We start from the raw sequence: 25,585 nt of genomic DNA on the forward strand, positions 1-25,585 counted from the left end.
AGGCGGCTTGTTCGGCGATGGTCCTCCTTTGCGGGGCTTTTTCGTTCTAGCGACCGAAGCGCTGGCGGTTGCGCTCCAGCCGCGCTTTCCAGGCGGGCGAGGCGAGCACCGCGCGATTGACGACGCCGCGCGGCTCCTCGCCTTTCATGACGCTGAGCACGGCACGGATATCGGCGGCGCCGTTGCCGGCGAAGCACTGGTCGGTCCAGCAGAGCGCATGCGGCGCCAGGATCACGTTGTCGAGTCCAAGAATCGGGTCCTCGATCGAGGGCGGCTCCTGTTCCAGCACGTCGAGCCCGGCGCCGGCGATGCGCCGCTCCTGCAGCACCTTCGTCAGCGCCTTCTGATCGACGATCGGGCCCCGCGCCGTGTTGATGAGATAGGCGGTGGGCTTCATCAGGCCGAGGCGCTGCGCATTGACGATATGGCGCGTCTCGGGCGTCAGCGGGCAGTTCACCGTCAGCACGTCGGCGCGCCGGAACAGCGTCTCCAGATCGACCAGCTCGATGCCGAGCTCCGCCGCGACCTTCCTGTCGGCGAAGGGATCGTGGGCGATGAAATGCATGTCATAGGGCCTGGCCAGCCGGAACAGCTCGGCGCCGATATTCCCGATGCCGATCGAGCCCAGGGTGCGGCCGACCAGGCCCACGCCCATATGGTCGACGCGGCGCGCGAAACCCTCCGGTCCCTCGCGGGTCAGCCGGTCCTTGGTCATGAGCTTGCCCGTCAAGGCCAGCATGAGCGTGACGATCGAGACCGCGACCGGGCGGCGCACGCCGTCGGGCGTGATGGCGAGCGCGATGCCGGCCCTGGTGCAGGCCTCGGTATCGACATTGTCGTAGCCGACGCCGAAGCGCGCGACCAGGCCCAGGCGCCCGTTGGGATGGACGCTCTCGGCCGCGAAGCGCGGCATCAGCAGGATCAGCGCATCGACATCCGCCATCTGCGCCGCGGGAATCGGGTTGGCCGGCTCCAGGAACAACGTTTCGACGCCGGGTGCCGAGACGAGCGGCCCCAGGTCGAAATCCGGAAAGGTCGGCGAGCCGTCGGGCTTCCTGAAATCGCCCGAAAGGGCCACGCGGAAGGGGGCGGCGCTCATGGGCGGCCTACGGCTTCTTCTTGGCGCGCTTGGCGGGTGCCGGTGCGGCCGGTGCCGCGGCGATCTTGGTCCGGCGTGCGGCCCCGGCCCGTCCCTCGCAGGCCTCGCGCAGCTTGCCCAGCGCCTCGGCCAGCGCGTTATGCAGCACCCAGACGTCGCCCGAATAGCAGATGAAGTCGAAGCCGATGCCGAAGACGTCGATTCCCGTCTCGACGTTCGGCACCAGGCGGCCCAGCGCCTTGCCATGCTTCTTCGTGGCGGCGGCCACCTTCTGGATCGCCTCGGTGAAGATAGGGTTGCCGAACTGGCCGGGAATGCCGAGCGAGGTCGAGAGGTCGAAATGCCCGACCCAGAGGCAATCGACGCCGGGGACGGCCGCGATCTTGTCGGCGTTCTTGACGCCCTCGGCCGTCTCGATCTGGCAGAAGAGCGTGGTGCGGCGGTTGGCGGCGGCCTGCTTCTTGGCGGTGTCGCCCGGGCGGTAGTTGTCGTGGGCGACCTGCAGCGCCACGCCGCGCTTGCCGTCGGGATAGTATTTCATGCAGTCGAGGATGGCGCGCGCCTCTTCGGCCGAGCCCACCATCGGCACCATGATGCCTTCGGCCCCCATGTCGCAGGCGCGCGCGATATGGTCGTAGTTCTTCGACGGGACCCGGCAGATCACCGCCACGTCCGCCGCCTCGAAATAGCGGATGGCGCTCTTGACCGTCTCGAAGGAGAAGCCCGAATGCTCGAGGTCGAACAGCACGAACTCCCCGCCCGCCGACTTGACGATATGGCCGATGCCCGGGGTGGCGAACTCGACGATGAAATGGCCGAGCTTGGCCTTCCGGGTGCGGGCCATCTGCTTCAGGCTGAGGCGTTCCATGCTGCGTCGGTTCCTTCTGCTGTCGAACGTCCCCTCTTCGCCCTCAGGCCAGGGCACATACACATTTCTCTGCCTCTGCGGGCATTGCGGTTCCCGACCGATTTCGAGCCGTTGCCCCTATCGTCATCCCCACGAAAGCGGGGATCCAACGTCAAGCTCGGCGCGTTGGATCAAGATGGATCCCCGCTTTCGCGGGGATGACGGAGGAGTGAACGCACTTGCTCCTGGCGATGTGTGTATGCCTTAGCCTCCTCAAGAGGGACGTCACTCTCACTTATTGCGATCCGGCAAAGACCAAGGCGTAGTCGGTGACGATCTTTTCGGCTACCAGCGGCGCGCTCGCCTCGTTGAAGGCGAGGAAATGCGCCGATTTCAGATGCGCCTCGAAGGCGGCGCGGTCCTCATAGATCTCGTAGAGGACCACCCGGTCCTGCTCCTTCGGCGGCTCCAGCACGTCGAACTGCCGGCAGCCCGGCTCCTCGCGCACGGAGGTCCGTGCGTTCTCGTCAATCAGCCGGCGGAACGACGCCTTTGCTCCGGGCTTCAGGTGAAACGCCACCATGATCACGTAGCCCGCCATGCTCCCCTCCCTGCTCGCCCACCACCTGCCAGTAAAGGCCCGCCACCTGGTCGAGATGCGCGCGGATCACGCGCTCGGAACGGTCGGGATCGCGCGCGGCGATCGCCTCGGTGATGGCCAGGTGTGCGCGGTACGCGATCTCGTTCTGCCCGGGATAGGTGAGCGTGATGGTGCGCTGCTCCATCAGCCATTCGGCGATGGCGGCGTGGATCGCGGTGAAGATCGGGTTGCGCGGGATCACGGCCAGCACATAGTGGAAGGCCATGTCGGTCTGCTCGAAGCGGCGGATATTGCCGATCGACAGGCGGTTCTCCTCGAGCGCGCGGCGCAGGTCGCGCAGGTCGCTCTCGCTCGCATGCTCGGCCGCGTGGCGCGCGAGCCCGATCTCGAAGAAGGTGCGCGCCTGCTGGAAATGCCGGATGCCGTCGGGCTCGGAGAGCATGAGCCGCGCGGCCCCGGCAAGCGATTCGATCACGAGCTTGGGCGTGGGACGCGTGACGCGCGCGCGCTCGCCGCTCGAGACCGCGACCAGCCCCATGGTCTGGAGCGAGAACAGCGCCTCGCGCACGGCCGGCCTTCCGACCCCGAACTGCTTCATCAGATCGCGCTCGGAGGGGAGCTGGTCCCCCGGCTGATAGCCGCCCTCCTGGATCATGGCCTCGAGCCGGGCCGCGACCTCCTCGGACAGTTTGCGCCGGCGGATGGGGCTGACTTGCATTGGTATCCTTGGTATCTGGTCTACCGTTTATACCAGTCAGGGCCGACGCTAGGGCGACCGGTTCAGGCCGGTCAAGCCGGCGCAGAGCCGGTTCAGAAATTGCCTGTGGAAAACCCTGCCGCAGATCCGTTGCCGGGCTCCCCGTCGCGGTTATCCGCGCTGCAAGGGCGTTGTTTCCCTCGGCGTCAGAGGCCTGCAAGCGGCAGCGACCGGGCGTCGCTTGCCATCCACCCACCCGGCTTCTACATAGGGGGCCGCCCAATTCAGAGGGGAAGAGAATGGCGAAGATCAGCCACCATGCCGCGCTCATCTACACCATGGTGATGGTGTCGGCATCCGACCGGAACATGACCGATGCCGAGCTGGCCTCGATCGGCGACATGGTGCTGCATCTGCCCGTGTTCGAGGATTTCGACCGCAAGAAGCTGACCAGGGTCGGCGCCGACTGCGCGAGGCTGCTGCAGGAAGACGACGGTCTGGAGCAGGCCTTCGCGCTGATCAAGAAGGCGCTGCCGAAGAAGCTGCGCGAGACCGCCTATGCGCTCGCCTGCGAAGTGGCGGCGGCCGACGGCAAGGCGACGCAGGAAGAGCTGCGGCTGCTCGAGCTGATTCGCGATCATCTCAGCATCGACCGGCTGACCGCGGCCGCCATCGAGCGCGGCGCCCGCGCGCGGCACCAGACGGTCTAGAGCCAACGGCACAGCGGCGGCACCGCCTCTTCCTGCCCGATCCGTCCGTCCCGCCCTTTCCGTCATCCCCGCTTTCGTGGGGATAACGGTGGGGGGCCCGCTCCTCTGCCTTAAGAATGCGTCATGAACGGGACATCGTGACGCGCCCGGTCTTTCGCCCCGGGAACGCCCCACCAAGTGACCTGACAGCAGCACCCTTTGAGGGTGGCAGGAACCTCCGCGAGCGCGGCCGACCAATCCCGCGGCTGGCGGGGAAAGGAGCGTCCATGCCCGTGCAGTACGTCCCTCATGCGCCGCGCCCGGAAGGGTCGGCGGCACCCGGCACGGCAACGCGCCGCGACTTCCTCTATCTCGCGACGGCGGCGACCACGGCCATCGGCGTGATCTCGCTGGCCTGGCCCTTCATCGACCAGATGGACCCGTCCGCGGACGTGATCGCGGCCGGCGGGCCGCTCACGGTCGATCTCTCGAAGATGCAGGCCGGGCAGCAGATCGTGGTGACCTGGCGCGGCCGACCCATCTTCATCGTCCGTCGCACGCCCGAAAGCCTGACCACCCTCAAATCGCCCGAGCTGCTGGCAAGACTGCGCGACCCGCAGTCGCAGTCGCACCAGCAGCCGCCTTATGCGGCGAACTGGTCGCGCTCGGCCAAGCCGGAATATGCGGTGCTGGTGGGGATCTGCACACATCTGGGCTGCGTGCCGTCGTTCCGCCCCACCGTGACGGCGGATTGGCCCGGCGGCTATCTCTGCCAGTGCCATGGCTCGAAATACGACCTGGCGGGCCGCGTCTATCGCGGCGTGCCGGCACCCCTGAACCTGCCGGTCCCGCCCTATCGTTTCGACAACGACGCGACGCTGGTGATCGGCGAGAACCCGCAAGGCACCGAGTACGCGCTCGAGGATGTCGAGCAGCTGTGAGAGCGCCGGCGCGCGCTCACGAGCGCCCGGCGGCGGTCTCGCTCGGCGCTGCTACAGCCGCTGCGCGGTGACGCTGGCGCCCTGCTGGTTGGTGCCGACGAGCGAACGGCCGTCGCTGGAGAGCTGCAGCTTGTCGACGAAGCCGTTGCTCCAGGTGAGCGTGTAGCTGCCGCCCTCGCAGCTCCAGCGGCCGGCCGGTACCGGCGTGCCGCCGGTGGCCTGCTGGAAGCTCAGGCCCCCGTCGGGCGCGGCGCCGACGACGCCGCCGATGAACCAGTTCCAGTTCCCGACGATGCCGCTGCAGGCGTCGCCATTGCTGGCGAGGTTGCCGCCGCTGCCCAGGCTCGCGAGCGCCTTCTTCGCACCCGTATTGCCCTTGTCGGCCGCCTTCTGGTACCAGCGCCTGGCTTCCTCGATATCCTTCGAAACGCCGAGGCCCTGGGCGTAGATATCGCCCAGATCCTTCATCGCCCAGGACACGCCGCCATCGGCCGCCAGGCGAAGAAGGCGCTGAGCTTCCGCGTAGTCCTTCGGGACGCCGTCGCCCTGCATATAGAGCTCGCCCAGCGCGGCCTGCGCATCGGCATAGTTCTGGTCCGCCGCTGCCTTGTACCAGCGGACCGCCTCGGCGATGTTCCGCGTCTCGCCGTCGAAATCCTCGTCACCATAGTCGTAGGCGGAAGCGAGATCGTACTCGCCCCAGGCGAGGCCCTGATCGGCCGCCTTCTTGAACCAGCGCATCGCCTCATCGTAGTCGGGCGAAACATCGCCATAGCCGAAGTAGTAGAACTCGCCCACGACGGTCTGCGCCCGGGCGTCGCCTCGCTCCGCCAGCGGCTTCGCCAGACCGAAGGCCTTCTTGTCGTCCTCGGCGTCATAGGCGTCGAGCATGGCCTGAACATCCGCCGAGACCGGTGGCGTCGTGCCGGCCCCGGGGTCGCCGGAGGCGCCGCCGAGATTCGCGAGCGCCTTCTTGGCGTCCTCGTTGCCCTGATCGGCGGCAAGCTGGAACCAGTGCCGCGCCTGGTCGAGATCCTTGGCCACGCCCCGGCCGTCCCGGTAGAAAAGGCCGACGTCGTACTGGCCATACTGATTCTTCAGCTCGGCGCCGGCCTTGTACCAGCGAAGCGCCTGGGCGTAGTCCACCGCCACGCCGAAGCCGTTGTCGTACATGTAGCCCAGATCCACCATCGACATGGCGTTGCCCGCTTCCGCCGCCGGCTGGATGAGGCGCAGCGCTTCCGCATAGTCCTGGGGAACGCCCCGCCCGTTCAGATACTGGTTGCCGAGCTCGGCCTGCGCGTCGGCATAGTTCTGGCCGGCGGCGAGCTTGAACCAGCGGGCCGCTTCCGCGTCGTCCTCCGTCACGCTCTCGCCGTAGCGATAGGCATAGCCGACATAATACTGGGCCTGGGCGTCGCCCTGATCGGCCGCCTTGCGGTACCAGCGCAATGCCTCGGCGAGGTCCTTCGCCACGCCGTTGCCGTAGTAATAGAGGTCGCCCATCATGACCTGCGCACGGGCGTCGCCCTTGTCGGCCAGCGGCTTCGCCTCGGCCTGCGCCTTCTGATAATCCTTGGCGTCGTAAGCGTCGCGCGCGGCCTGGTAGTCCGCCATCGCGGGCGCCGCGCCGAACAGCGCCAGCGCGACAGCGAGGCTCGACAACCGCAGGTAATTTCGCATGGCTCGTCTCCTCGGGGCCCAAGGGCGGCCGCTCAGGGCGACCGGCACCGTCTCTTGCATGCGAGGAAGGCTAGGCGAGGAGCCTTACAAATGGCTTTACGGGAGGGCTTCACGCCGCTTTCCGATCCGCGGGGCCGCGGCGGCCTGTCATGGTGAAGGGCGCCTTAACCATGACGCACGCAATGCGTGCGGAAAGAATGGGCAAAAGAAAAGGGCCGCGATCCCGAAGGATCGCGGCCCCGCTCTTCTGGCCTTGAGGGCCGGGAGATACGGACTTCTTAGAAGTCCATGTCGCCCATGCCGCCCATGCCGCCGCCCGGGCCACCGGCCGGCGGGGCCTTCTTCTCGGGACGATCGGCGATCATCGCCTCCGTCGTGACCAGCAGGCCCGCGACCGAGGCCGCATCCTGCAGGGCGCAGCGGACGACCTTGGTCGGGTCGATGATGCCGGCCTTCACCAGGTCGGTGTAATCGCCGCTCTGCGCGTCGAAGCCCCAGTTGGCGCTCTTCGATTCGAGCAGCTTGCCGACCACGATCGAACCGTCGGTGCCGGCATTCTCGGCGATCAGACGCGCCGGCACCACGATGGCGCGGCGGACGATGTCGATGCCGACCTTCTGGTCGTTGTTGGCGGGCTTCAGCTTGTCGAGCGAACGGACGCCGTAGAGGAGCGCCACGCCGCCGCCGGCGACGATGCCTTCCTCGACCGCGGCGCGGGTCGCATGCATCGCGTCGTCAACGCGATCCTTGCGCTCCTTCACCTCGACCTCGGTGGCGCCGCCGACCTTGATCACGGCCACGCCGCCCGCGAGCTTGGCAAGGCGCTCGGCGAGCTTCTCCTTGTCGTACTCGGAGGTGGTCTCCTCGATCTGGGCGCGGATCTGCGTGCAGCGGCCCTCGATCTCCTTCTTCTTGCCGGCGCCGTCGACGATGGTCGTGTTGTCCTTGTCGATCACGACCTTCTTCGCCTTGCCCAGCATGTCGAGCGTGACGCTCTCGAGCTTGATGCCCAGGTCTTCGCTGATGACCTGGCCGCCCGTGAGGATCGCGATGTCCTCGAGCATCGCCTTGCGGCGATCGCCGAAACCCGGGGCCTTCACGGCCGCGACCTTGAGGCCGCCGCGGAGCTTGTTGACGACGAGCGTGGCCAGAGCCTCGCCCTCGACGTCCTCGGCGATGATCAGCAGCGGCTTGCCCGACTGCACGACCGCCTCGAGAACCGGCAGCATGGCCTGGAGGCCCGACAGCTTCTTCTCATGCAGGAGGATGAAGGGGCTCTCCAGCTCGACCGACATCTTCTCGGCGTTGGTGATGAAGTAGGGCGAGAGATAGCCGCGGTCGAACTGCATGCCCTCGACGACGTCGAGCTCGGTGTCGAGGCCCTTGGCCTCCTCGACCGTGATCACGCCCTCGTTGCCGACCTTCTGCATCGCCTTGGCGATCATGTCGCCGATCTCGCGCTCGCCATTGGCCGAGATGGTGCCGACCTGGGCGATCTCGTCCGAGGTCGAGACCTTCTTGGAGCGCTTCTGGACGTCTTCCACGACGGCCTCGACCGCGAGGTCGATGCCGCGCTTCAGATCCATCGGGTTCATGCCGGCGGCAACCGCGCGCACGCCTTCGCGCACGATGGCCTGGGCCAGGACCGTGGCGGTGGTGGTGCCGTCACCAGCCATGTCGTTGGTCTTGCTGGCGACCTCGCGCACCATCTGCGCGCCCATGTTCTCGAACTTGTCGGAAAGCTCGACTTCCTTCGCGACGGTGACGCCGTCCTTCGTGATGCGGGGCGCACCGAAGGCCTTGTCGATCACGACGTTGCGGCCCTTGGGGCCGAGCGTGACCTTCACGGCGTTGGCGAGGATGTCGACGCCACGCAGCATCCGCTCGCGGGCGTCCGTGCTGAAACGAACGTCTTTAGCAGCCATTATGTTTGCTCCTCTGAAACTCTGGCGCCCTTAGGCGACCTTCTTCTTCGAGGCCTTGGCGCCCTCGAGAATGCCCATGATGTCGGACTCCTTCATGATCAGGAGTTCCTGGCCATCGAGCTTCACTTCGGTGCCGGACCACTTGCCGAACAGGATGATGTCGCCGGCCTTCACATCGAGCGGGATGAGCTTCCCGTCTTCGCCGCGGGCGCCGGGGCCAACGGCCACGACTTCGCCCTGCATCGGCTTTTCCTTCGCGGTATCCGGGATGATGATGCCGCCAGCGGTCTTCGTCTCTTCCTCGACCCGGCGCACCACGACCCGGTCATGCAGCGGACGGAATTGCATGGATCAACCTCCACAAGTCCTTGATTTCGTTGGAGACCGGTTTTGCCCCCGAGGCAGCGTGCCCGCCGCTGTTAGCACTACCGGTCGGTGAGTGCCAGCGATGTAGGCCCACCGCAAAACCGAGTCAAGTGGCCCTCTGAAGAAAAGGGCCTTGATCGGAGCGATTCCCTCGCGCGGCCGCTGCTCCAAACATTGTCCGGATCCTCGCCAAGGCCTTGGATTCGCTGGCAGCACTCCTGGTTAACGGCTGCTAAACCATTGGTTTAATTAATTTTTTCCTTCTGCCCCGGAGACTGACGGGTGAAGATCGGGAGGCGCCTCCGATTCGAAAGGAGAAAGCCGGATGACGCTTCAGTTGCAGCTCAAAGACTACCGCCTCACAACGGCGGAGATCCTCTATCACCTGCCGGATCATCCGCGGATCCTGCAGAGCTATGTCTGGCAGGATTACGACCTGGCCCCGGACTTCCCGGTCCTGCAGCGCTTTCTCGATTTCTGGCGCCGCTCGCTCGACGGCCGGCTCCATTCGGTCAAGGTCGCCTCGGCCAAGCTCATCCGGCCGGCCGAGTTCAGGATGGCCAACGCCCTGATGACGCTGCACTGAACCTTGTCTCTTTCTTCACCTCCCCCCTTGAGGGGGAGGCTGGGGTGGGGGGTGGCCACGCGCTCGATTCAAGCCGCACCCACGCGATGAGAGGCTGTTGCCATATCGCGCTCTGCGATCACCCCCCACCCTAACCTCCCCCTCAAGGGGGAGGGGTTGAAGCGAGACGCCGGCGCCGGGTTGCCCCGGTTTCATCCGCCGGCAGCGTCCCCCGCGACAAGCCCGGCCTTGCCGCCGCTGCGGCGCTTCGCTACATCCCGCGCAGCCATGCGGGTCCTTGCCCCCACCTCACCGCTCGATATCGCCGATCCGGCCCAGCGCCGCGATTTCATCCGGCGCAACGACCGTGCGATCGGCCTCTGGCTGCTCGCCTGCTGCGCCATGGTTTTCGTCATGGTGGTGCTGGGCGGCGTCACGCGCCTGACCCAGTCCGGTCTCTCGATCATGGAATGGGCACCCCTCAAGGGCGCACTGCCGCCGATGAGCGAGGCCGAATGGCAGCGCCTCTTCGCGCTCTACCAGCAGATCCCGGAATACCAGCAGGTCAATGCCGGCATGAGCCTGGCCGCGTTCAAGGGCATCTTCTGGTGGGAATGGGTGCATCGGCTCTGGGGCCGGCTCATCGGCGTCGTGTTCCTGCTGCCCTTCCTCTGGTTCCTGTTGCGCGGCCGCATCCGCCGCGGCCTGGCGCCGCGTCTGGTCCTGCTCTTCGCGCTGGGCGGCGCCCAGGGCGCGCTCGGCTGGTTCATGGTGGCGAGCGGCTTCGCCGACCGCGTCGATGTCAGCCAATACCGCCTGGTGGCGCATCTGGTCCTGGCGCTCGCGATCTATGTCGCCCTGCTCTGGACGGCGCTCGATCTCCTGCGCGCGGCTGAACGCTGGCCGGTGCCGTCACGATTCCGGCCGCATCTCGTCCTGGTGTTGGGGCTGCTCTGCCTCACCATCGTCATGGGCGGCTTCACCGCCGGGCTCCATGGCGGCCTCGTCTATAACAGCTTCCCGCTGATGGGCGGCGAGATCATGCCGTCCGATCTCTGGGCGATGGTGCCGGGCTGGATCAACCTGTTCGAGAATCCGCCGGCGGCGCAGTTCGTCCATCGCTGGCTCGCGATCGCGACGATGCTGACGATGCTGGCGCTGGGCTGGCGCGCGGGGATCTGGGACCGGGGAACCGCCAGCAGCCTGCCGGTGCGGCTCGCCACCGCCATGGCGCTGATCCAGGTCGGGCTCGGCATTGCCACGCTGCTCGCGGTGGTGCCGGTGCCGCTGGCGGCGCTGCATCAGGCTGGCGCCGTGACCCTCCTCACCTTCGTGGTCTGGTCGCTGCATGATGCACGGCCGGCCACTGAGAGCGCTGCGCAATGAGCCGCGAGGACATCCTGCCCGAGGAGCGGCTGCCCGCGAGCCTGCTGACGGGCTTCCTGGGATCGGGCAAGACCACGCTGCTCTCCCGGCTGCTGCGCCAGCCGGCGCTGGCCGAGACGGCCGTCATCATCAACGAGTTCGGGGAGATCGGGCTCGACCATCTGCTGGTCGAGAACGCGCCCGAGCAGCCGGTGCTGCTCGACAGCGGCTGCCTCTGCTGCACCATCCGCGGCGACCTGATCGACACGCTGCGCTCGCTCTTCCGCCGCCGCGTCAAGGGCGGGGTGCCGCCCTTCAAGCGCGTCGTCATCGAGAGCACCGGGCTCGCCGACCCGGCGCCGATCCTGCAGACGCTGATGTCCGATCCGCTGCTGGCCGACCGCTTCCGCCTCGACGGCGTGATCGCCACGGTCGATGCCGTCAACGGCATGAGCCAGCTCGACCGCCATTTCGAATCGGTGAAGCAGGCCGCGGTCGCCGACCGGCTGGTGCTGACCAAGACCGACCTCGCGGAACCCGCGACGCTCGCGGCGCTCCAGGCCCGCCTCAAGGCGCTCAATCCCGCGGCCCCGCAGATCCTGGCGCGCCAGGGCGAGGTCGATGGCAGCCGGCTGTTCGATGCCGGCCTTTTCAACCCGGCGCTCAAGACGCCCGACGTGCAGGGCTGGCTGCGCGCCGAGGCCTACGAAGCGCCTCGCCACGATCACGACCATGGTCATGACCACGGGCACGAGCATGGGCACACACATGAGCATGGCGCGCAGAGCGCATCGGACCGCAACCGGCACGACGCCCATATCCGCGCCTTCTGCCTCACGGCGGAGCGTCCGCTCGACTGGGAGCGCTTCACCCGCTTCATCGAGACGCTGATCGCGCGCGACGGCGACAAGCTGCTGCGCATCAAAGGCGTCTTGAACGTCGCCGGCTTCGACACGCCGGTCGCGGTGCATGGCGTGCAGCATCTTTTTCATCCGCCGGCCCTGCTGCCGGCCTGGCCCGATGCGGAACGCCGCTCGCGTCTTGTCCTGATCGTCAAGGATCTGCGCGAGGAAGAAATTCGCCAGGAATTCTCGCCCGTTACAGCCAATTGAACAGAATCGCTGGCGGGTTGTTCAACCTGCGGCCCCTTTGCCAATCCCCGACGGGCAGGCTAGTTTCCCTCTGGCAACGGCCCTTACCGCAAACCAGGGCCCCAAACAGCGAAATCATAAACAGGACGAGGAGGCAGGAATGTCGGGGATCAGACTGGGCGCGATGATGGGCATCGCCGCCCTGGGCGCGCTGGCCGTGGGTGCCGGCATCGCGAAGGCGGACATGATGTCCAAGGTCGGTCCGGGCGAAGGCGAGGTCGCGATCGTGGCCTGGCCCGGCTATGTCGAGCGCGGCGACACCGACAAGAACTACGACTGGGTGACCGATTTCGAGAAGCAGACCGGCTGCAAGGTGACGGTGAAGACGGCCGGCAGCTCGGACGAGATGGTCTCGCTGATGAATGCCGGCGGGTTCGATCTGGTGACGGCGTCCGGCGACGCCACGCTCCGCCTGATCGCGGGCGGCAAGGTGCAGCAGATCAACACCGACCTGATCCCGAGCTGGAACACGATCGACAAGCGGCTGCAGAACGGCCCCTGGCACACGGTCGGCGGCAAGCATTTCGGCGTGCCCTATCAGTGGGGGCCGAACGTGCTGATGTACAACACCAACGTCTTCAAGACGGCGCCGACGAGCTGGAACGTGGTGTTCGAGGAGCAGAAGCTGCCCGACGGCAAGTCGAACCAGGGCCGCATCGAGGCCTATTACGGCCCGATCTATATCGCCGACGCGGCGCTTTACCTGAAGAAGCATCAGCCCGGCCTCAAGATCGAGGATCCCTATGAGCTGACGCAGGAGCAGTTCGACGCCGCCGTCAACCTGCTCAAGTCGCAGCGCAAGCTGGTCCTGAAATACTGGAGCGACGCCACCGCCCAGACCGAGGACTTCAAGAACGAGGGCGTGGTGGCCTCGACCTCCTGGCCCTACCAGGCGAACCTCCTGGCCGGCGAAGGCCAGCCGGTCGGCATGACGGTGCCGGAGGAAGGCGCGACCGGATGGGCCGACACCACCATGATGCACTCGCAGGCCCCGCATCCGAACTGCGCCTATCTGTGGCTCGAGCATTCGCTGGACAAGAAGCTCCAGGGCGACCTCGCTTCCTGGTTCGGCTCGGTGCCGGTCGTGCCCGAAGCCTGCAAGGGCAATGCGCTCCTCGGCGAGAAGGGCTGCGAGGCCAACGGCGTCGAGAACTTCGACAAGATCTCGTTCTGGAAGACCCCGGTCGCCGACTGCGGCAACGGGAAGAAATGCGTGCCGTACAAGGATTGGACGGCCGCCTATCTCGCCATCCAGAGCGGACAGTAAACTGCGGTTTCAGGGGCGGGCGCCGGACAAGATCGACCGGCGCCCGCCCGTTTCATTTCGGGCCCCTTCCAGATCGATATGACACAAGCCTCCGCTCCTGCGGTCTCCTTCCGGGAGGTGAGCCGCCATTACGGCGATGTCCGTGCCGCCGACAGGATCAGCTTCGACATCGAGGATGGCGAGTTCTTCGCCATGCTCGGACCCTCGGGCTCGGGCAAGACCACCTGCCTCAGGCTCATCGCCGGCTTCGAGCAGCCGACCTCCGGCGAGATTCTGATCCATGGGCAGCCGGTCGCGGGCGTGCCGCCCTATGAGCGCGACGTCAACACCGTGTTCCAGGACTACGCGCTCTTCCCGCATATGAACGTCGCCGACAATGTCGCCTACGGCCCCATGATCCGCGGCGAGCCCAAGGCGCAGCGCCTGCGCGAGGCCGAGGAGATGCTGCGGATGGTGGCGCTGGCGGGCCTCGGCGCCCGCAAGCCCAGCCAGCTTTCCGGCGGCCAGCGCCAGCGCGTGGCCCTGGCCCGCGCGCTCATCAACAAGCCCAGCGTCCTGCTGCTGGACGAGCCGCTCGGCGCCCTCGACCTCAAGCTCCGCGAGCAGATGCAGGTCGAGCTCAAGGCGATCCAGCGGCGCGTCGGCATCACCTTCATCTACGTGACCCACGACCAGGGCGAGGCGCTCGGCATGAGCGACCGCGTGGCCGTGTTCAACAAGGGCCGCATCGAGCAGATCGGCTCGCCGGCCGACGTCTACGAGCATCCGGCCACCGCCTTCGTCGCCGGCTTCGTCGGCGTCTCCAACATCCTGACCGGTCCCGCGGCCAAGGCGATCGCGGGCACTGCGGCCGCCTTCTCGATCCGGCCGGAGAAGATCACGCTGATCATGGGCGGCGAGGAGACGCCGCCGCCGGGCACCTGCGTCGTGCGCGGCAAGATCGAGAGCCTGCTCTATCTGGGCTCCTCGACGCGCTTCAACGTGGCGCTCGAAGGCGGCGGCGAGCTCACCGTGATCGAGCAGAACCGCAGCGGCGGGGCGCGCGGCGGGGCCGAGATGCAGGGCCGCCCGGTGCTGCTCTGGTGGCGCCGGGATCACATGCAGGCGATGGCGGAGTCCGCATGAGCCTCGAGGCCGCCCCTCCGGCGCCGCTCACGCGCCTCTCCTCCTTCCTCTATCTGCGCCCGCGGCTGGTGCTGACCCTGCTGCTGGTGCCGCCGCTGCTGTGGCTCGGCATCGTCTATCTGGGGTCGCTCTTCTCGCTCCTGGCGCAGAGCTTCTTCTATGTCGACGATTTCAGCGGCCTCACGGTCTACGAGCCGACGCTCCGCACCTATGGCGAGCTCTTCACCGACGCCAACCTCACCATCATCCTGCGCACCGTCATGATGGCGGCGGCGGTCACCATCGTCTGCGGCGTGATCGCGTTTCCCCTCGCCTACTACATGGCGCGCTATGCGGGCACCAAGTCGAAGGCGATCTTCTATCTCGCGGTCATGCTGCCGCTCTGGTCCAACTATCTGGTGCGCGTCTATGCCTGGAAGCTGATCCTGGCGAAGGAAGGCGCCATCAGCTGGATCTTCGACCAGCTCCATCTGGGCTGGCTCCTCGACGGCGTGCTGTCGATCCCGGTGATCGGCGGGCCCTCGCTCTCCGCCTCCTATATCGGCACCGCCATCGTCTTCATCTATATCTGGCTGCCCTACATGATCCTGCCGGTGGAGGCGGCGCTGGAGCGCGTGCCGCGCTCGCTGCTCGAGGCCTCGGCCGATCTCGGCGCCAAACCCCGCGCGACCCTGCGCAAGGTGATCTTTCCGCTCGCCATTCCGGGCATCGCGGCCGGCTCGATCTTCACCTTCTCCCTGACGCTGGGCGACTACATCATCCCCAACCTGGTGGGCTCCTCGCGTCCCTTCATCGGCCAGGTGGTCTATGGGCTGCAGGGCACGGCCGGCAACCTGCCGCTCGCGGCCGCCTTCGCTATGGTGCCGGTGCTGGTGATGGCGGGCTATCTCACGGTTGCCAAGCGTTTCGGAGCCTTCGATGCCCTCTAAGGCCGCCGCCAACACCAGCCAGCGCATGGGCGAGCGGCCGAGCCTCAGCCTCAGGGCCGCGGCCACCTTCGGGCTCCTGTTCCTCAACCTGCCGCTGGCCTTCATCCTGCTCTACGCCTTCTCGACCGACGACCGCAGCTTCACCTTCCCGCCCCCGGGCCTGACGCTGAAATGGTTCGCCGTCGCCTGGGAGCGCGACGACATCTGGCAGGCGCTGTGGCTGTCGGTCCGGGTCGCGATGATGGGAACCGCGATCGCGCTGGTGCTGGGCACGCTTGCCGCCGCCGCCATGTTCCGCTTCAGGTTCTTCGGCAAGGAATCGGTCACGCTCCTGATCCTGCTGCCGATCGCGCTGCCGGGCATCGTCACCGGCATCAGCCTGCGCTCGGCCTTCGGCGTCGCCGATATTCCCTTCAGCTACTGGACGATCGTGCTGGGCCACGCCACCTTCTGCATCGTCGTCGTGTACAACAACGTGATCGCGCGGCTGCGCCGCTCCTCGCCCGCCCTGGTCGAGGCCTCGATGGATCTGGGCGCCAACAGCTTCCAGACCTTCCGCCATGTGGTGCTGCCCAACATCGCGACGGCGCTGCTCGCGGGCGGGATGCTGGCCTTTGCCCTTTCCTTCGACGAGGTCATTGTCACGACCTTCACCGCCGGCCAGCAGCAGACGATCCCGATCTGGATCCTGGGGCAATTGTTACGGCCGCGCGAACGTCCCGTCACAAATGTCGTCGCCGTGTTCGTGATCCTGGTGACGATGCTGCCCATCCTTTGTGCGTATTGGCTCACCCGCGACACGCATGACGCGAGCGGCAGCGGCAAGTAGGTGGCGCCGGCGATCGGCCGGTGGCATTTCCATGTCAAAGGAAAACCCGCTTGCCAGTCCATTTTGCGGCTGGACAAGATAGCGTAACGATCAAAGGTCCGGGCGCTGCCGCGTCGCCTGCTCAATAGAGCGTCCAGACAACGTTCCCCCGAACCGCTGATTGCTTGACCAACCGCGCCGGCGTCCCGGCGCGGCCACTGACTTGCCCATCGACCAGGGAGACTTTGATGGCTACCGGCACCGTGAAGTGGTTCAACCCGACCAAAGGCTACGGATTCATCCGCCCTGATGGCGGCACCAAAGACGTGTTCGTCCATGTGACCGCCGTGCAGCGCGCCGGCCTGCAGACCCTGAAAGAGGGTCAGAAGATCGGCTTCGAGATCCAGCACAGCAAGGACGGACGGGAATCCGCGGAAAACCTGGCGGTCGTGGACTGAACGCCGCTCGATCTTCCGAGAGCATGACGAGAAGGGCCGGCGCCAACGCGCCGGCCCGATTTGTTTGCGGGCCAATCAAACTTTGCCGCGAGGTCACTTCCTTCACCTCCCCCTTGAGGAGGAGAGGTTTAGTCGAGGTTGCGCTTCGCCTCATAGACCGCGACATGGCAGGCGGCGGCCTCGGCAAGCGGGGTCGCGACGCCCAGCGCCCGCCCGCGTGCGACCATGTCACCCAGGATATGCGCGCCCTCGGTGGGCCCACCGCGCTCGATGTCGCGCAGCATCGAGGCCGTCACCGCCGAGGCCGGATCGGTCAGGCGCTGCTCCGTCGCCTTGAGGAACCGGTCGCGCGGCGGATATCCCGAGGCGGTCGCCACCGCCGCGCTCTCGCGCAAGAAGGATCGCGCGACCGGGACGCCGCCCGGCTGCCGCGCGATCTCGCCGACCGAGCCGCGCATCAGGCAGGTGAGGCCCGCCAGCGACGCCAGCAGGGTGAACTTCTCCCACATGTCCTGGAGGATGTTGTCGCTGGCTTCGGACTTGAACCTGGCCGGCGCCATGGCGGCGGCGATCGCCTGCACGCGATCGCTGGATCCGCCGGCGCGCTCGCCGAAGATGATGCGCGGCGGCAGATCGAGATGCCGGATCTCGCCGGACGGTCCCAGCGTGGCGGAGATCTGGCAAAGACCGCCCAGGACCCGGCCCGTCCCGAACGCCGCATCGAGCCGGTCGAGATGGATCAGCCCGTTCAAGAGCGGAAGGATTGCGCAACCGGGCCCGACATGGGGCGCCAGCGCCGCGATGGCGGCGTCCAGATCGTAGGCCTTGCAGGCGAGCAGAACCGTGTCGAAGGGCGCAGCCGCGGCCTCGCCCGGCAGCAGCAGCCGGGGCTCGAGCCGGGCGGCACCATCGGGACTTTCGATCGACAGGCCCTGCCGGCGCAGGATCGCCGCGCGGCCGGGCCGCACCAGGAAGGTCACATCCTCGCCCGCCTCCTGCAGCCGGCCGCCGAAATAACCGCCCACGCCGCCCGCGCCCAGCACCAGCCAACGCATTGCCCGGAAACCTCTTGTTAAGCGAAACGGTCGGAGATTTGGCGGCGCCCTGCCCTGTTGCTGGCCGGGCGGCCGATGGGCATAGTGTCGCCCGTCCAATCCCCGATCAACCGAGGCGAAGCAAGGTGCAGGACTCCAAGCGGCTGCTCGATAACGGCCGATTCTATCATCGCCAGGGTCGCCTGACCGAGGCGGCGGACATCTATCGCCAGGTGCGGCGTGAAGATCCCAAGAATGCGATGGCGCATCACCTGCTGGGGCTGGTGTCGCATCAGCAGGGCAAGCGCGACGAGGCTCTCCAGGCCCTGTCGGAGGCGGTCCGGCTGGATCCGGAGAACCCCGCCTATCGCACCGGCCTGGCCGAGGTCCTGATCCTGGAGAACGATGTCGAGGCGGTACGCACCCATCTCGAGGCGGCGCAGGCGCACGACGCGCGCGCGGCCGTGCTGCTGGTGCGCCAGGCCGTGCTGTGGGGCCAGATCGGCGAGCCGGCGATCGCGGTCAAGACCGCCGAGGATGCGGTGGCGGCCGACCCCGATCATCCGCCGGCGCAGCAGGTGCTGGGCATGCTGCTGCGCGAGCAGGGCGACCTGCAGGGCGCCGTCACCCATCTGCTGAAAGCCCGCAGCCTGACGCCGACCGCGCCCGATCCGCAGACCACCCTGGCGCTCACCCTCTTCGCGCTGGGCCGCGCCGACGAGATCGCCGCCCTGCCGCCGCCGGCCGACGACCGCAACCTCTATCGCGAAGCCGTGCTGACCGCGCTCGCCGCCTGGCAGCAGGGCGAGCTGCCGCGGATCGAAGCGGCGCTCACCGCCTGCGACCGCATCGCCCAGGCGCGCGGCGGGCGCACCGAGGATGTCTATGCCGGCTATCACGGCCAGATGGCGCGCCTGCTCGATGCACGCAAGAAATCGACGGAGCTCTACAAGCAGAAGGTCGCCGGCGAGGCCGCCGTCATCGGCGACATGCAGTCGCTGTCGGCCGCCAACCTGACGGTCAAGCTGGGCGGCGAGACCTTGCGCCTGCGCACCGCCTTCGTGCCCGGCTGCATCGCGATCAATCTCTTCAAGGCCGCTTCCAATTCCTGTCGGGCCGGCTTCGAGGCGGCGCTCGACCGGCAGCCGGCGGGCAGCCGCGTCATCGCCTCGGTGGGCGACATGGATTGCCGCTACACGGTCGGCTTCATGGACCTGCTGCGCCGGCATCCGGAGATGGACGGCCAGAAGCTCGTCAGCGAGACGGTGCAGCGCTACGCCGACTGGATCATCGATGCCGCCAACCAGCGCAATCTCGATCTGGTCTTCATGGGCCCGCCGGCGCGCGCGGTCGCCTTGAACCTGGTGCCGCCCGCCGATGCGAGGGAGTTCCTCGAACTGGTCGAGTTCTTCAACAGCGAGCTGCGCGCCGCGGCGGGCCGCGCCGGCTTGATCTATATCGATCTCTACAGCGCCACGGTGGGTCCCAATCGCCGCGGCCGCGAGGATTGCTTCATCGACACGACCCACGTCACGCCCGCGGCGGTCGCGGCGGCGATCCGCGCCGCCGGTTTCTGAGCGTCGACCGAAGAACGCCTCGAGCGCTCCGATGAACGCGGTGCTGTCGCTCTACCTGCTCTGGGTGCTGCTGCCCGGCGCGATCGCGGCCGTGATCGGCGCGGCGCTCTTGCGCGCCAACAGGCTCAAAGGCGCGTTGCTGGGGGCCGTGGCGGGATTGGTGCTGGGTCAGTTGGCGATGCTGCTGCTGAGCGCTCCGCACTGAGCGGCGAGGCCGGCGCCGTTTGATTCGTTGCAAATGACGCTGCGGCCGAATGGCGCTCGCGCGCCCAGGTCAGGACGGCCGCCAGGCGCTGCGTCGAAAGCCCTTTCCAGATCAACATCTTGCCGGGCCGCCGAAAGTTTGTGCGAATGAGTTGCAATCGCTCAAATCATCGCTTAATTAAGAACCGCTTGCAACAACCTCATGGCGCCTCGCCAGGAGACGGCCTGTCGATGTATGTCTGCAATTGCAATGGCTTGAGTGAAGGGGCGGTGCGCGAGCAGATCGCGCGGCGCTCGAGCGCCGGCGGCGGTTCCGGTCCCGGTTCCGTCGGTCAATTGTTCGGCTGCTTCGGTTGCAAGGCGCAATGCGGCAAATGCGTTGCGGAAATGAAGCAGCTCATCGACGAGGCCAGCCGGCCGAGGAGCATGCTGCTCGCGGCCGAGTGACGCCTCGCTCGACAACGAGGGAGAGGCGTCAATGAAGGGCGACAAGCACGTCATCGAGCAGCTCAACCGCGTCCTCACCAACGAGCTGACGGCGGTCAATCAGTATTTCCTCCATGCGCGCATGTACGACAATTGGGGGCTGAAGCGGCTCGGCAAGCATCTCTACGAGGAATCGATCGAAGAGATGAAGCATGCGGACAAGATCGTCCAGCGCGTGCTGCTGCTCGAAGGCCTGCCCAACATGCAGGATCTCCACAAGCTGAAGATCGGCGAGACCGTGCCCGAGGCGCTCGCCGCCGATCTCGATCTGGAGCGGCGCGCCCGCAAGACGCTGATCGAGGCGATCGGCCTCTGCGAGAAGGTGCCGGACTATGTGAGCCGCGCGCTGTTGCGCCATATCCTCGACGACACCGAGGAGCATATTGACTATCTCGAGACGCAGCTCGAGCTCGTGGAGAAGACCGGCCTGCAGAACTACCTGCAGACGCAGACGATCGAGAGCTGACTCCTTCTATCCTCTCCGCCCGCGCTGCCTCTTTCTGTCATCCCCGCGACAGCGGGGATCCATCTTGATCCAGCGTACCGGCGTAGAAATGGACCCCCGCTTTCGCGGGGGTGACGAAGGAGTCGTCACGGCTTCCGTCGTCTCTCTTTCGTCACGCTGAACGACTCCCGCGATGCCTCACACTCTCCTTCCGAAATCCTTGATCACGCGGTGCGCGGCGTTGCGTCCCGGCACGCCGGAGACGCCGCCGCCGGGATGCGAGCCCGATCCGCAGAGATAGAGGCCCTTGACCGGCGTGCGGTACTGCGCGGCGTCGGGATGGGGCCTCAGGCTGAAGATCTGGTCGAGATCGTGGCGGCCATGGAAGATGTCGCCTTCGGTCAGGCCGAAGACGCGCTCGAGATCGAGCGGCGTCAGAAGCTGCCGGCCCACGATCAGCGATTTCAGCCCCGGCATATGCCGCTCGATCTGCGCCAGGGCCTGCTCCGCCACCCGGGGCCCGATCGCATCCCAGCTCTGCCCGTCCGCGAGGCGGTAGGGACAGTATTTGGCGATCAGGCTCATCACGTGATGGCCGTGCGGCGCCAGGCTGTCGTCGAGCGCCGAAGGGATGCGGATGTCGATATAGAACTCGTCCGGAATCTCGCCGAGGCTGGCCTTGCGATAGGCCGTCTCGATCGCCGCGCGCTCCGGGATGATGGTGATCGAGGAACCGAGCGCGATCGCGGCTTCCGCCCCCTCGATCTCGGCAAAGCGCGGCGTGCCGGCGAGCGCCAGGTTCATGCGGATCGTCGCGTGGCCGTAGCGTAGCGCGCCGATGTCGCGGGCGAAGGCTTCGGGCAGATGTTCGGCGCCGACGAATTTGAGGAAGGTGCGCTTGGGATCGGTGTTGGCCAGCACCATGCGGGCGCGGATCTCCTCCCCGCCCTCGAGCCTTACGCCTTGAGCGCGCCCCGCCTCCACGATGATCCGCTCGACGGGAGCCGCGGTGCGCAGCTCGACGCCGTGGGCGCGCGCGGCGCCCGCCATGGCCTGGGTGATGGCGCCCATGCCGCCCTTGGCCATGCCCCAGCCGCCGCGCCTGCCCTCGAACTCGCCCAGCGCGTGGTGGAAGAAGGGAATGGCGGAACCCGGCTGATCGAGGCTCGAGAAATTGCCCGAGACGCAGTGGGCGGCATAGAGGTTGCGGATGCGCTCGCTCTCGAACCAGCGCTCCACCGTCGCGTTGGCCGAACTGGTGAAGAGCTGCAGCAGCAGATGACGGTCGGCCGGATCGAGCGCCTTGATCTGGCGCCCCGCCCCCACCATCGAGAGCAGCTCCAGGAACCCGCCGCCCAGATGCGGCGGCTCCTTGAACCATTGCTCGCGGATGACGTTGCCGACCCGCTGCACCGCCGCCCCGAACCGCTCGATCGCCTCATAGTCGCGGTTGGAGAAGCGGCCGACCGCGGCGCGGTCGTGATCCTCGTCGCCCGTGGTCAGCAGCGGCTTGCCGTCGGAAAAGAGATCGAGATGCCCCTTGAGGGGGATCGTCTGATAGCCGTGGGCCGGCAGGTCGAGGTCGCGCACAATCTCGGGGCGCAGCAGGCTGACGGTATAGGAGGCGACCGAGTTGCGGTAGCCCGGATGGAACTCCTCCGTCACCGCGGCGCCGCCCAGCACCGGGCGGCGCTCCACCACCAGCGTCTTCAGGCCAGCCTTCCCCAGATAGGCCGCCGCGGTCAGGCCGTTATGCCCACCGCCAATCACGATCGCGTCGTACGCCATTCACCGCCCCCCTTTGCTTTCGCGGCCGGCAGTCTAAGGACCTGGCCTTCATGCGGCCAGCCCCTCGCGGCCCCGCTCGGGTTTCGCCCTCTGGCTCTGGTCACGCCGCGGAGAGCAGGATAGCCTTGGCACCTCGGGCCGGAGCGCCGTCGCGGGCGGAGCGGCGAGCAAATGGGGGCAAGGGTTCCATGATGGCTGCGATCATCCGGCAGGTGCCGGGGCTCATCGGTGCGATCGCCGCTTACGTCGTGCTGAAGTTCATGCGATGGCTGCTCGGCATCCAATCGATCGCCGGCGAGCTCCTGATCCTCATCGTCGTCGTGCTGGTCGTGGCGCTCCTGGCGGAGCGGGCGATGCGGAAATACCAGCAATCGAACCTGTGAGGCCGCGCGGCGGCGGGGGCTCGTCGCTGGCGATGCGCGCGCCCTGCGGCTTGGCACACGAGCGCCGGTGACAGGCCCGCACAGCGCCCTTTCCTTCCCATCCCGCATAAACGGAACCCGCCCATGTGGACGATTCTCCTGCTGATCGGCTCGAACATCTTCATGACCTTCGCCTGGTATGGGCATCTCAAATACACGAGCTCGCCGCTCTGGATGGCGATCCTGGCGAGCTGGGGCATCGCCTTCTTCGAATACTGCCTGCAGGTGCCGGCGAACCGGATCGGCTTCGGCGAGTTCAACGGCGCGCAGCTCAAGACCATCCAGGAGATCATCACCCTGGTGGTCTTCGCCGGCTTCTCGGTGCTCTATCTGGGCGAGAGCCTGCGCTGGAACCACGCGGCCGGCTTCGCCTGCCTGGTGGCCGCCGCCTTCTTCATGTTCAAGGCCTGAGGGACGGCGGCGGTTCGCGAGCTCGTCACGGAAGCGGCGGTGTTTCCGCCATATTGAAGCGGGAGAGTGCCCGTCATGGGTTGGCCCGGCTGGAGCAAACGGTCCTACGAGAAGCCGCCGCTGCCTGAGGATTTCTGGAATCTGACGGCCGAGCGGGCGGCCGGCCTGCTGTCGGCCGGGCTCGACGGGCTTTCCGACGCGGAGGCCGCGTCGCGGGCCCGGCGCTACGGCCCCAACGATGCCGCGCAGATCCGCCGCGCGCCGCTCTGGCTGCAATATATCGCCCGCTTCAAGAACCCGCTGGTGCTGATCCTGCTGGCGGCAAGCGCCGTGGCGGCCGCGACCGGCGAGACCACGAGCTTCGTCATCATCGCCGTGGTGATCATCCTCTCCGTCACGCTCGACTTCGTGCAGGAGGTCCGCGCCGAGAACGCGGTCGATGCCTTGCGCAAATCCGTGGCGATCACCGCCCGGACCCGCCGGCGGGGAGAATGGATCGAGATCCCGGCAGCGGCGCTGGTGCCGGGCGACCTGGTGGAGATCAAGGCGGGCGATCTCATCCCCGCCGACGGTCTCCTGACCGAGGCCCGCGACCTCTACATCACGCAGGCGATCCTGACGGGCGAGCCCTATCCGGCGGAGAAGCGCGCGGCGCCGCTGCCGGCGCCCGTCACGAGCCCGGGCGGCGCCGACAATGCCGGCTTCCTCGGCACCTCGGTCGTGAGCGGCGTCGGTCATCTCCTGGTCTGCCGCACCGGACGCGCGACGATGCTGGGCGGGCTCGCCAAGGAGCTCGGCAACCGCGCGCCCGCCACCGCCTTCGAGGGCGGCATCCGGCATTTCGGCCTGCTCATCATGCGGCTGACGGCGCTCCTGGTACTGTTCGTGCTGCTGGTGAACGGGCTCCTGGGGCGGCCGCTGCTCGAGAGTTTCCTCTTCGCCGTGGCGCTCGCGGTCGGGCTCACGCCCGAGCTGCTGCCGATGGTGACGACGGTCACGCTCTCCCATGGCGCGCTGCGGCTCGCGCGGCGGCGCGTGATCGTGAAGCATCTCCCGGCGCTGCACAATCTGGGCGCCATGGATCTGCTCTGCACCGACAAGACCGGCACGCTGACCGAGGCGCAGGTGCGGGTGGAGCGCGCGGTCGATGCGGACGGGAACCCGAGCGCCCGCGCCCTCACACTGGCCTGGATCAACAGCCATTTCTGCACCGGCATCAGGAGCCCGCTCGACGCGGCCATCCTGGCCTCGCCCTGCCCGTCCAAGCCCGAAGACCTCGTCAAGCTCGACGAGGTGCCGTTCGATTTCGAGCGCCGCTGCATGTCGATCCTGGCGATGGCGCGGGGAAGCGAGACAACGCTGTTCGTCAAGGGCGCGCCGGAAAATGTGCTGCGCCGCTGCAGCGCGGTCGAAGCCGGGGACGGCAGCGCGCGTCCGCTCGACCCGGCCCTGCGCACCCGGCTCGGCGAAACCTTCGACAAGCTGAGCGCCGAGGGCCTGCGCGCGCTCGCCGTCGCCTACAGGCCGATGCCTGCCGGCCATCGCGCCGTGACTGCCGCCGACGAGACCGATCTCGTCTTCGTCGGCTTCGTCGCCTTCATCGATCCGCCCAAGCAGGAGGCGGCCGCCATCATCCGCGAGCTGGCGCAGGCCCGCGTCGCGGTCAAGGTCCTCACCGGCGACAACGAGCATGTCACCCGCCATCTCTGCGAATCGCTCGGCCTGCCGATGCGGGGAATCCTCACCGGCGAGGAAGTGGCCAAGCTCACCGACGAGGCGCTGTTCTTCCGCGCGGCGGAAACCGATCTCTTCTGCCGGCTGAGCCCGCAGCAGAAGACCCGCGTGGTCTTGAGCCTGCGCCGCGCCGGCCATGTGGTGGGCTTCCTCGGCGACGGCATCAACGACGCCCCGGCGCTCCATGCCGCCGATATCGGCATCTCGGTCGACAGCGCCGCCGATGTCGCCAAGGAAGCCGCCGACCTGATCCTGCTCGAGCACGATCTCGAGCCGGTGCGCGCCGCCGTCGAGGAGGGACGGCGCAGCTTCGAGAACATCCTGAAATACATCCTGATGGGCACCAGCTCGAACTTCGGCAACATGTTCTCGATGGCCGGCGCCACGCTGTTCCTGCCTTTCCTGCCCATGCTGCCGGTGCAGGTGCTGGTCAACAACCTGCTCTACGACTTCTCCGAGCTGGGGATCCCCTTCGACCGCGTGGACCCCGTGGCGCTCACGCGGCCGCAGCGATGGGACATGCGCTTCGTGCAGCGCTTCATGTGGGTGCTGGGGCCGGTCTCCTCGCTCTTCGATTTCCTCACCTTCTTCCTGCTGCTGCATCTGTTCGGGGCCGGCGAGGCGCTGTTCCAGACCGGCTGGTTCGTCGAAAGCATGCTGACCCAGACCATGGTCGTGCTGCTGATCCGCACCCGCGGCAATCCTTTCGCCAATCCGCCGGACCCTGTCCTCGCGGCGACCGTCTTCGCCGCCGCCGCGATCGCGCTGGCGCTGCCTTTCACGCCGCTGGGCGGCTGGCTCGGCATGGTGGCGCTGCCGGCGCCCCTGCTCGCCGCGATCGCGGGCCTGGCCGCCGTCTATTTCCTGGCGGTCGAAACCGTCAAACGGTTCCTGTGGCGCCGACTGGCCCTGTCGGAACCCCGCCCCCGACGCTTCTGATCCGTCGCGATTCCGGCCGGTTCGGGCCC

26 protein-coding genes are annotated in these 25,585 nt (G+C 67.3%); 17 read left to right on the forward strand and 9 right to left on the reverse strand.

What is annotated here, in order from left to right:
- Positions 1–46: 46 nt before the first annotated feature.
- From FRZ61_RS21495 to nanR, 4 genes are all read right to left on the reverse strand, one after another.
- A complete protein-coding gene (locus tag FRZ61_RS21495) occupies positions 47–1,099 on the reverse strand; it encodes an NAD(P)-dependent oxidoreductase (RefSeq protein ID WP_151119661.1) in 1,053 nt (350 codons plus the stop codon).
- A gap of 7 nt (positions 1,100–1,106) precedes the next feature.
- Positions 1,107–1,967: an HpcH/HpaI aldolase family protein gene (locus FRZ61_RS21500; protein WP_151119662.1), complete on the reverse strand. Its 861-nt coding sequence runs from the start codon at positions 1,965–1,967 to the stop codon at positions 1,107–1,109.
- 274 nt (positions 1,968–2,241) lie between these two features.
- Positions 2,242–2,547: a putative quinol monooxygenase gene (locus FRZ61_RS21505; protein ID WP_151119663.1), complete on the reverse strand. Its 306-nt coding sequence runs from the start codon at positions 2,545–2,547 to the stop codon at positions 2,242–2,244.
- Positions 2,474–3,265, reverse strand: a complete 792-nt coding sequence (nanR, locus tag FRZ61_RS21510) for a transcriptional regulator NanR (RefSeq protein WP_151119664.1) — start codon at positions 3,263–3,265, stop codon at positions 2,474–2,476. The genes FRZ61_RS21505 and nanR overlap by 74 nt, the downstream gene beginning before the upstream one ends.
- 278 nt (positions 3,266–3,543) lie before the next feature.
- Here nanR and FRZ61_RS21515 point away from each other — a divergent pair, with 278 nt between their 5' ends.
- Together FRZ61_RS21515 and petA are read left to right on the forward strand one after the other, a co-directional pair.
- Positions 3,544–3,954: a tellurite resistance TerB family protein gene (locus FRZ61_RS21515; protein WP_151119665.1), complete on the forward strand. Its 411-nt coding sequence runs from the start codon at positions 3,544–3,546 to the stop codon at positions 3,952–3,954.
- Positions 3,955–4,226: 272 nt separating this feature from the next.
- Positions 4,227–4,874 carry a ubiquinol-cytochrome c reductase iron-sulfur subunit gene (gene petA / locus FRZ61_RS21520; protein WP_225308938.1) on the forward strand — a complete coding sequence of 216 codons (648 nt, stop codon included), beginning with the start codon at positions 4,227–4,229 and terminating at the stop codon, positions 4,872–4,874.
- Between the two features lie 51 nt (positions 4,875–4,925).
- Here the strand turns inward: petA and FRZ61_RS21525 are convergent, their stop codons facing one another.
- The 3 genes from FRZ61_RS21525 to groES all read right to left on the reverse strand — a co-directional run bounded on the left by FRZ61_RS21525 (position 4,926) and on the right by groES (position 8,830).
- On the reverse strand, positions 4,926–6,557 hold the full coding sequence (locus FRZ61_RS21525) for a tetratricopeptide repeat protein (RefSeq protein WP_191909149.1): 1,632 nt from the start codon (positions 6,555–6,557) through the stop codon (positions 4,926–4,928).
- A gap of 278 nt (positions 6,558–6,835) precedes the next feature.
- A complete protein-coding gene (groL, locus tag FRZ61_RS21530; RefSeq protein WP_151119668.1) occupies positions 6,836–8,482 on the reverse strand; it encodes a chaperonin GroEL in 1,647 nt (548 codons plus the stop codon).
- A 30-nt stretch (positions 8,483–8,512) separates the two neighbouring features.
- The gene (groES, locus tag FRZ61_RS21535) at positions 8,513–8,830 is read right to left on the reverse strand and encodes a co-chaperone GroES (RefSeq protein WP_151119669.1); all 318 of its coding nucleotides are present in this window, start codon (positions 8,828–8,830) and stop codon (positions 8,513–8,515) included.
- 343 nt (positions 8,831–9,173) lie between these two features.
- On the opposite strand from groES, the gene FRZ61_RS21540 reads away from it, so the two are divergent.
- The 8 genes from FRZ61_RS21540 to FRZ61_RS21575 all read left to right on the forward strand — a co-directional run bounded on the left by FRZ61_RS21540 (position 9,174) and on the right by FRZ61_RS21575 (position 16,516).
- Entirely contained in the window at positions 9,174–9,434 is a 261-nt protein-coding gene (locus FRZ61_RS21540; protein WP_151119670.1) for an usg protein, read from the forward strand.
- A 267-nt stretch (positions 9,435–9,701) separates the two neighbouring features.
- On the forward strand, positions 9,702–10,799 hold the full coding sequence (locus FRZ61_RS21545) for a COX15/CtaA family protein (protein ID WP_151119671.1): 1,098 nt from the start codon (positions 9,702–9,704) through the stop codon (positions 10,797–10,799).
- Positions 10,796–11,890 (forward strand): CobW family GTP-binding protein, encoded by a 1,095-nt coding sequence (locus FRZ61_RS21550; protein ID WP_151119672.1) that lies wholly within the window; start codon positions 10,796–10,798, stop codon positions 11,888–11,890. The genes FRZ61_RS21545 and FRZ61_RS21550 overlap by 4 nt, the downstream gene beginning before the upstream one ends.
- 139 nt (positions 11,891–12,029) lie before the next feature.
- Positions 12,030–13,196 (forward strand): ABC transporter substrate-binding protein, encoded by a 1,167-nt coding sequence (locus FRZ61_RS21555; RefSeq protein ID WP_225308939.1) that lies wholly within the window; start codon positions 12,030–12,032, stop codon positions 13,194–13,196.
- Positions 13,197–13,274: 78 nt separating this feature from the next.
- Complete coding sequence (locus FRZ61_RS21560; RefSeq protein WP_151119673.1) at positions 13,275–14,321, forward strand: ABC transporter ATP-binding protein; 1,047 nt, start codon at positions 13,275–13,277, stop codon at positions 14,319–14,321.
- A complete protein-coding gene (locus tag FRZ61_RS21565; RefSeq protein WP_151119674.1) occupies positions 14,318–15,250 on the forward strand; it encodes an ABC transporter permease in 933 nt (310 codons plus the stop codon). Before FRZ61_RS21560 ends, FRZ61_RS21565 begins: the two co-directional genes overlap by 4 nt.
- On the forward strand, positions 15,240–16,079 hold the full coding sequence (locus FRZ61_RS21570; protein ID WP_225308940.1) for an ABC transporter permease: 840 nt from the start codon (positions 15,240–15,242) through the stop codon (positions 16,077–16,079). Before FRZ61_RS21565 ends, FRZ61_RS21570 begins: the two co-directional genes overlap by 11 nt.
- Before the next feature lie 227 nt (positions 16,080–16,306).
- Entirely contained in the window at positions 16,307–16,516 is a 210-nt protein-coding gene (locus tag FRZ61_RS21575; RefSeq protein WP_151119675.1) for a cold-shock protein, read from the forward strand.
- Between the two features lie 128 nt (positions 16,517–16,644).
- Here FRZ61_RS21575 and panE read toward each other — a convergent pair whose 3' ends face one another.
- Positions 16,645–17,571, reverse strand: a complete 927-nt coding sequence (gene panE / locus FRZ61_RS21580) for a 2-dehydropantoate 2-reductase (RefSeq protein WP_151119676.1) — start codon at positions 17,569–17,571, stop codon at positions 16,645–16,647.
- A gap of 125 nt (positions 17,572–17,696) precedes the next feature.
- On the opposite strand from panE, the gene FRZ61_RS21585 reads away from it, so the two are divergent.
- The 4 genes from FRZ61_RS21585 to bfr all read left to right on the forward strand — a co-directional run bounded on the left by FRZ61_RS21585 (position 17,697) and on the right by bfr (position 20,283).
- Positions 17,697–19,127 carry a tetratricopeptide repeat protein gene (locus tag FRZ61_RS21585; protein WP_191909150.1) on the forward strand — a complete coding sequence of 477 codons (1,431 nt, stop codon included), beginning with the start codon at positions 17,697–17,699 and terminating at the stop codon, positions 19,125–19,127.
- Between the two features lie 31 nt (positions 19,128–19,158).
- Complete coding sequence (locus FRZ61_RS26480) at positions 19,159–19,332, forward strand: hypothetical protein (protein ID WP_191909151.1); 174 nt, start codon at positions 19,159–19,161, stop codon at positions 19,330–19,332.
- A gap of 230 nt (positions 19,333–19,562) precedes the next feature.
- Positions 19,563–19,778 carry a (2Fe-2S)-binding protein gene (locus tag FRZ61_RS21590; protein WP_151119678.1) on the forward strand — a complete coding sequence of 72 codons (216 nt, stop codon included), beginning with the start codon at positions 19,563–19,565 and terminating at the stop codon, positions 19,776–19,778.
- Positions 19,779–19,809: 31 nt separating this feature from the next.
- Positions 19,810–20,283, forward strand: coding sequence for a bacterioferritin (bfr, locus tag FRZ61_RS21595; protein WP_151119679.1), 474 nt, complete (start codon positions 19,810–19,812; stop codon positions 20,281–20,283).
- Positions 20,284–20,460: 177 nt separating this feature from the next.
- Here the strand turns inward: bfr and FRZ61_RS21600 are convergent, their stop codons facing one another.
- The gene (locus FRZ61_RS21600; RefSeq protein ID WP_151119680.1) at positions 20,461–22,050 is read right to left on the reverse strand and encodes a phytoene desaturase family protein; all 1,590 of its coding nucleotides are present in this window, start codon (positions 22,048–22,050) and stop codon (positions 20,461–20,463) included.
- A 191-nt stretch (positions 22,051–22,241) separates the two neighbouring features.
- Between FRZ61_RS21600 and FRZ61_RS21605 the strand changes: the two genes are divergently transcribed.
- From FRZ61_RS21605 to mgtA, 3 genes are all read left to right on the forward strand, one after another.
- Positions 22,242–22,433 carry a hypothetical protein gene (locus FRZ61_RS21605; RefSeq protein ID WP_151119681.1) on the forward strand — a complete coding sequence of 64 codons (192 nt, stop codon included), beginning with the start codon at positions 22,242–22,244 and terminating at the stop codon, positions 22,431–22,433.
- Between the two features lie 123 nt (positions 22,434–22,556).
- A complete protein-coding gene (locus FRZ61_RS21610; protein WP_151119682.1) occupies positions 22,557–22,883 on the forward strand; it encodes a DMT family protein in 327 nt (108 codons plus the stop codon).
- A gap of 75 nt (positions 22,884–22,958) precedes the next feature.
- Positions 22,959–25,556 carry a magnesium-translocating P-type ATPase gene (gene mgtA / locus FRZ61_RS21615; protein ID WP_151119683.1) on the forward strand — a complete coding sequence of 866 codons (2,598 nt, stop codon included), beginning with the start codon at positions 22,959–22,961 and terminating at the stop codon, positions 25,554–25,556.
- Positions 25,557–25,585 lie beyond the last annotated feature (29 nt).

The sequence above is a fragment of the Hypericibacter adhaerens genome (assembly GCF_008728835.1).
Classification (GTDB): Bacteria; Pseudomonadota; Alphaproteobacteria; order Dongiales; family Dongiaceae; genus Hypericibacter; species Hypericibacter adhaerens.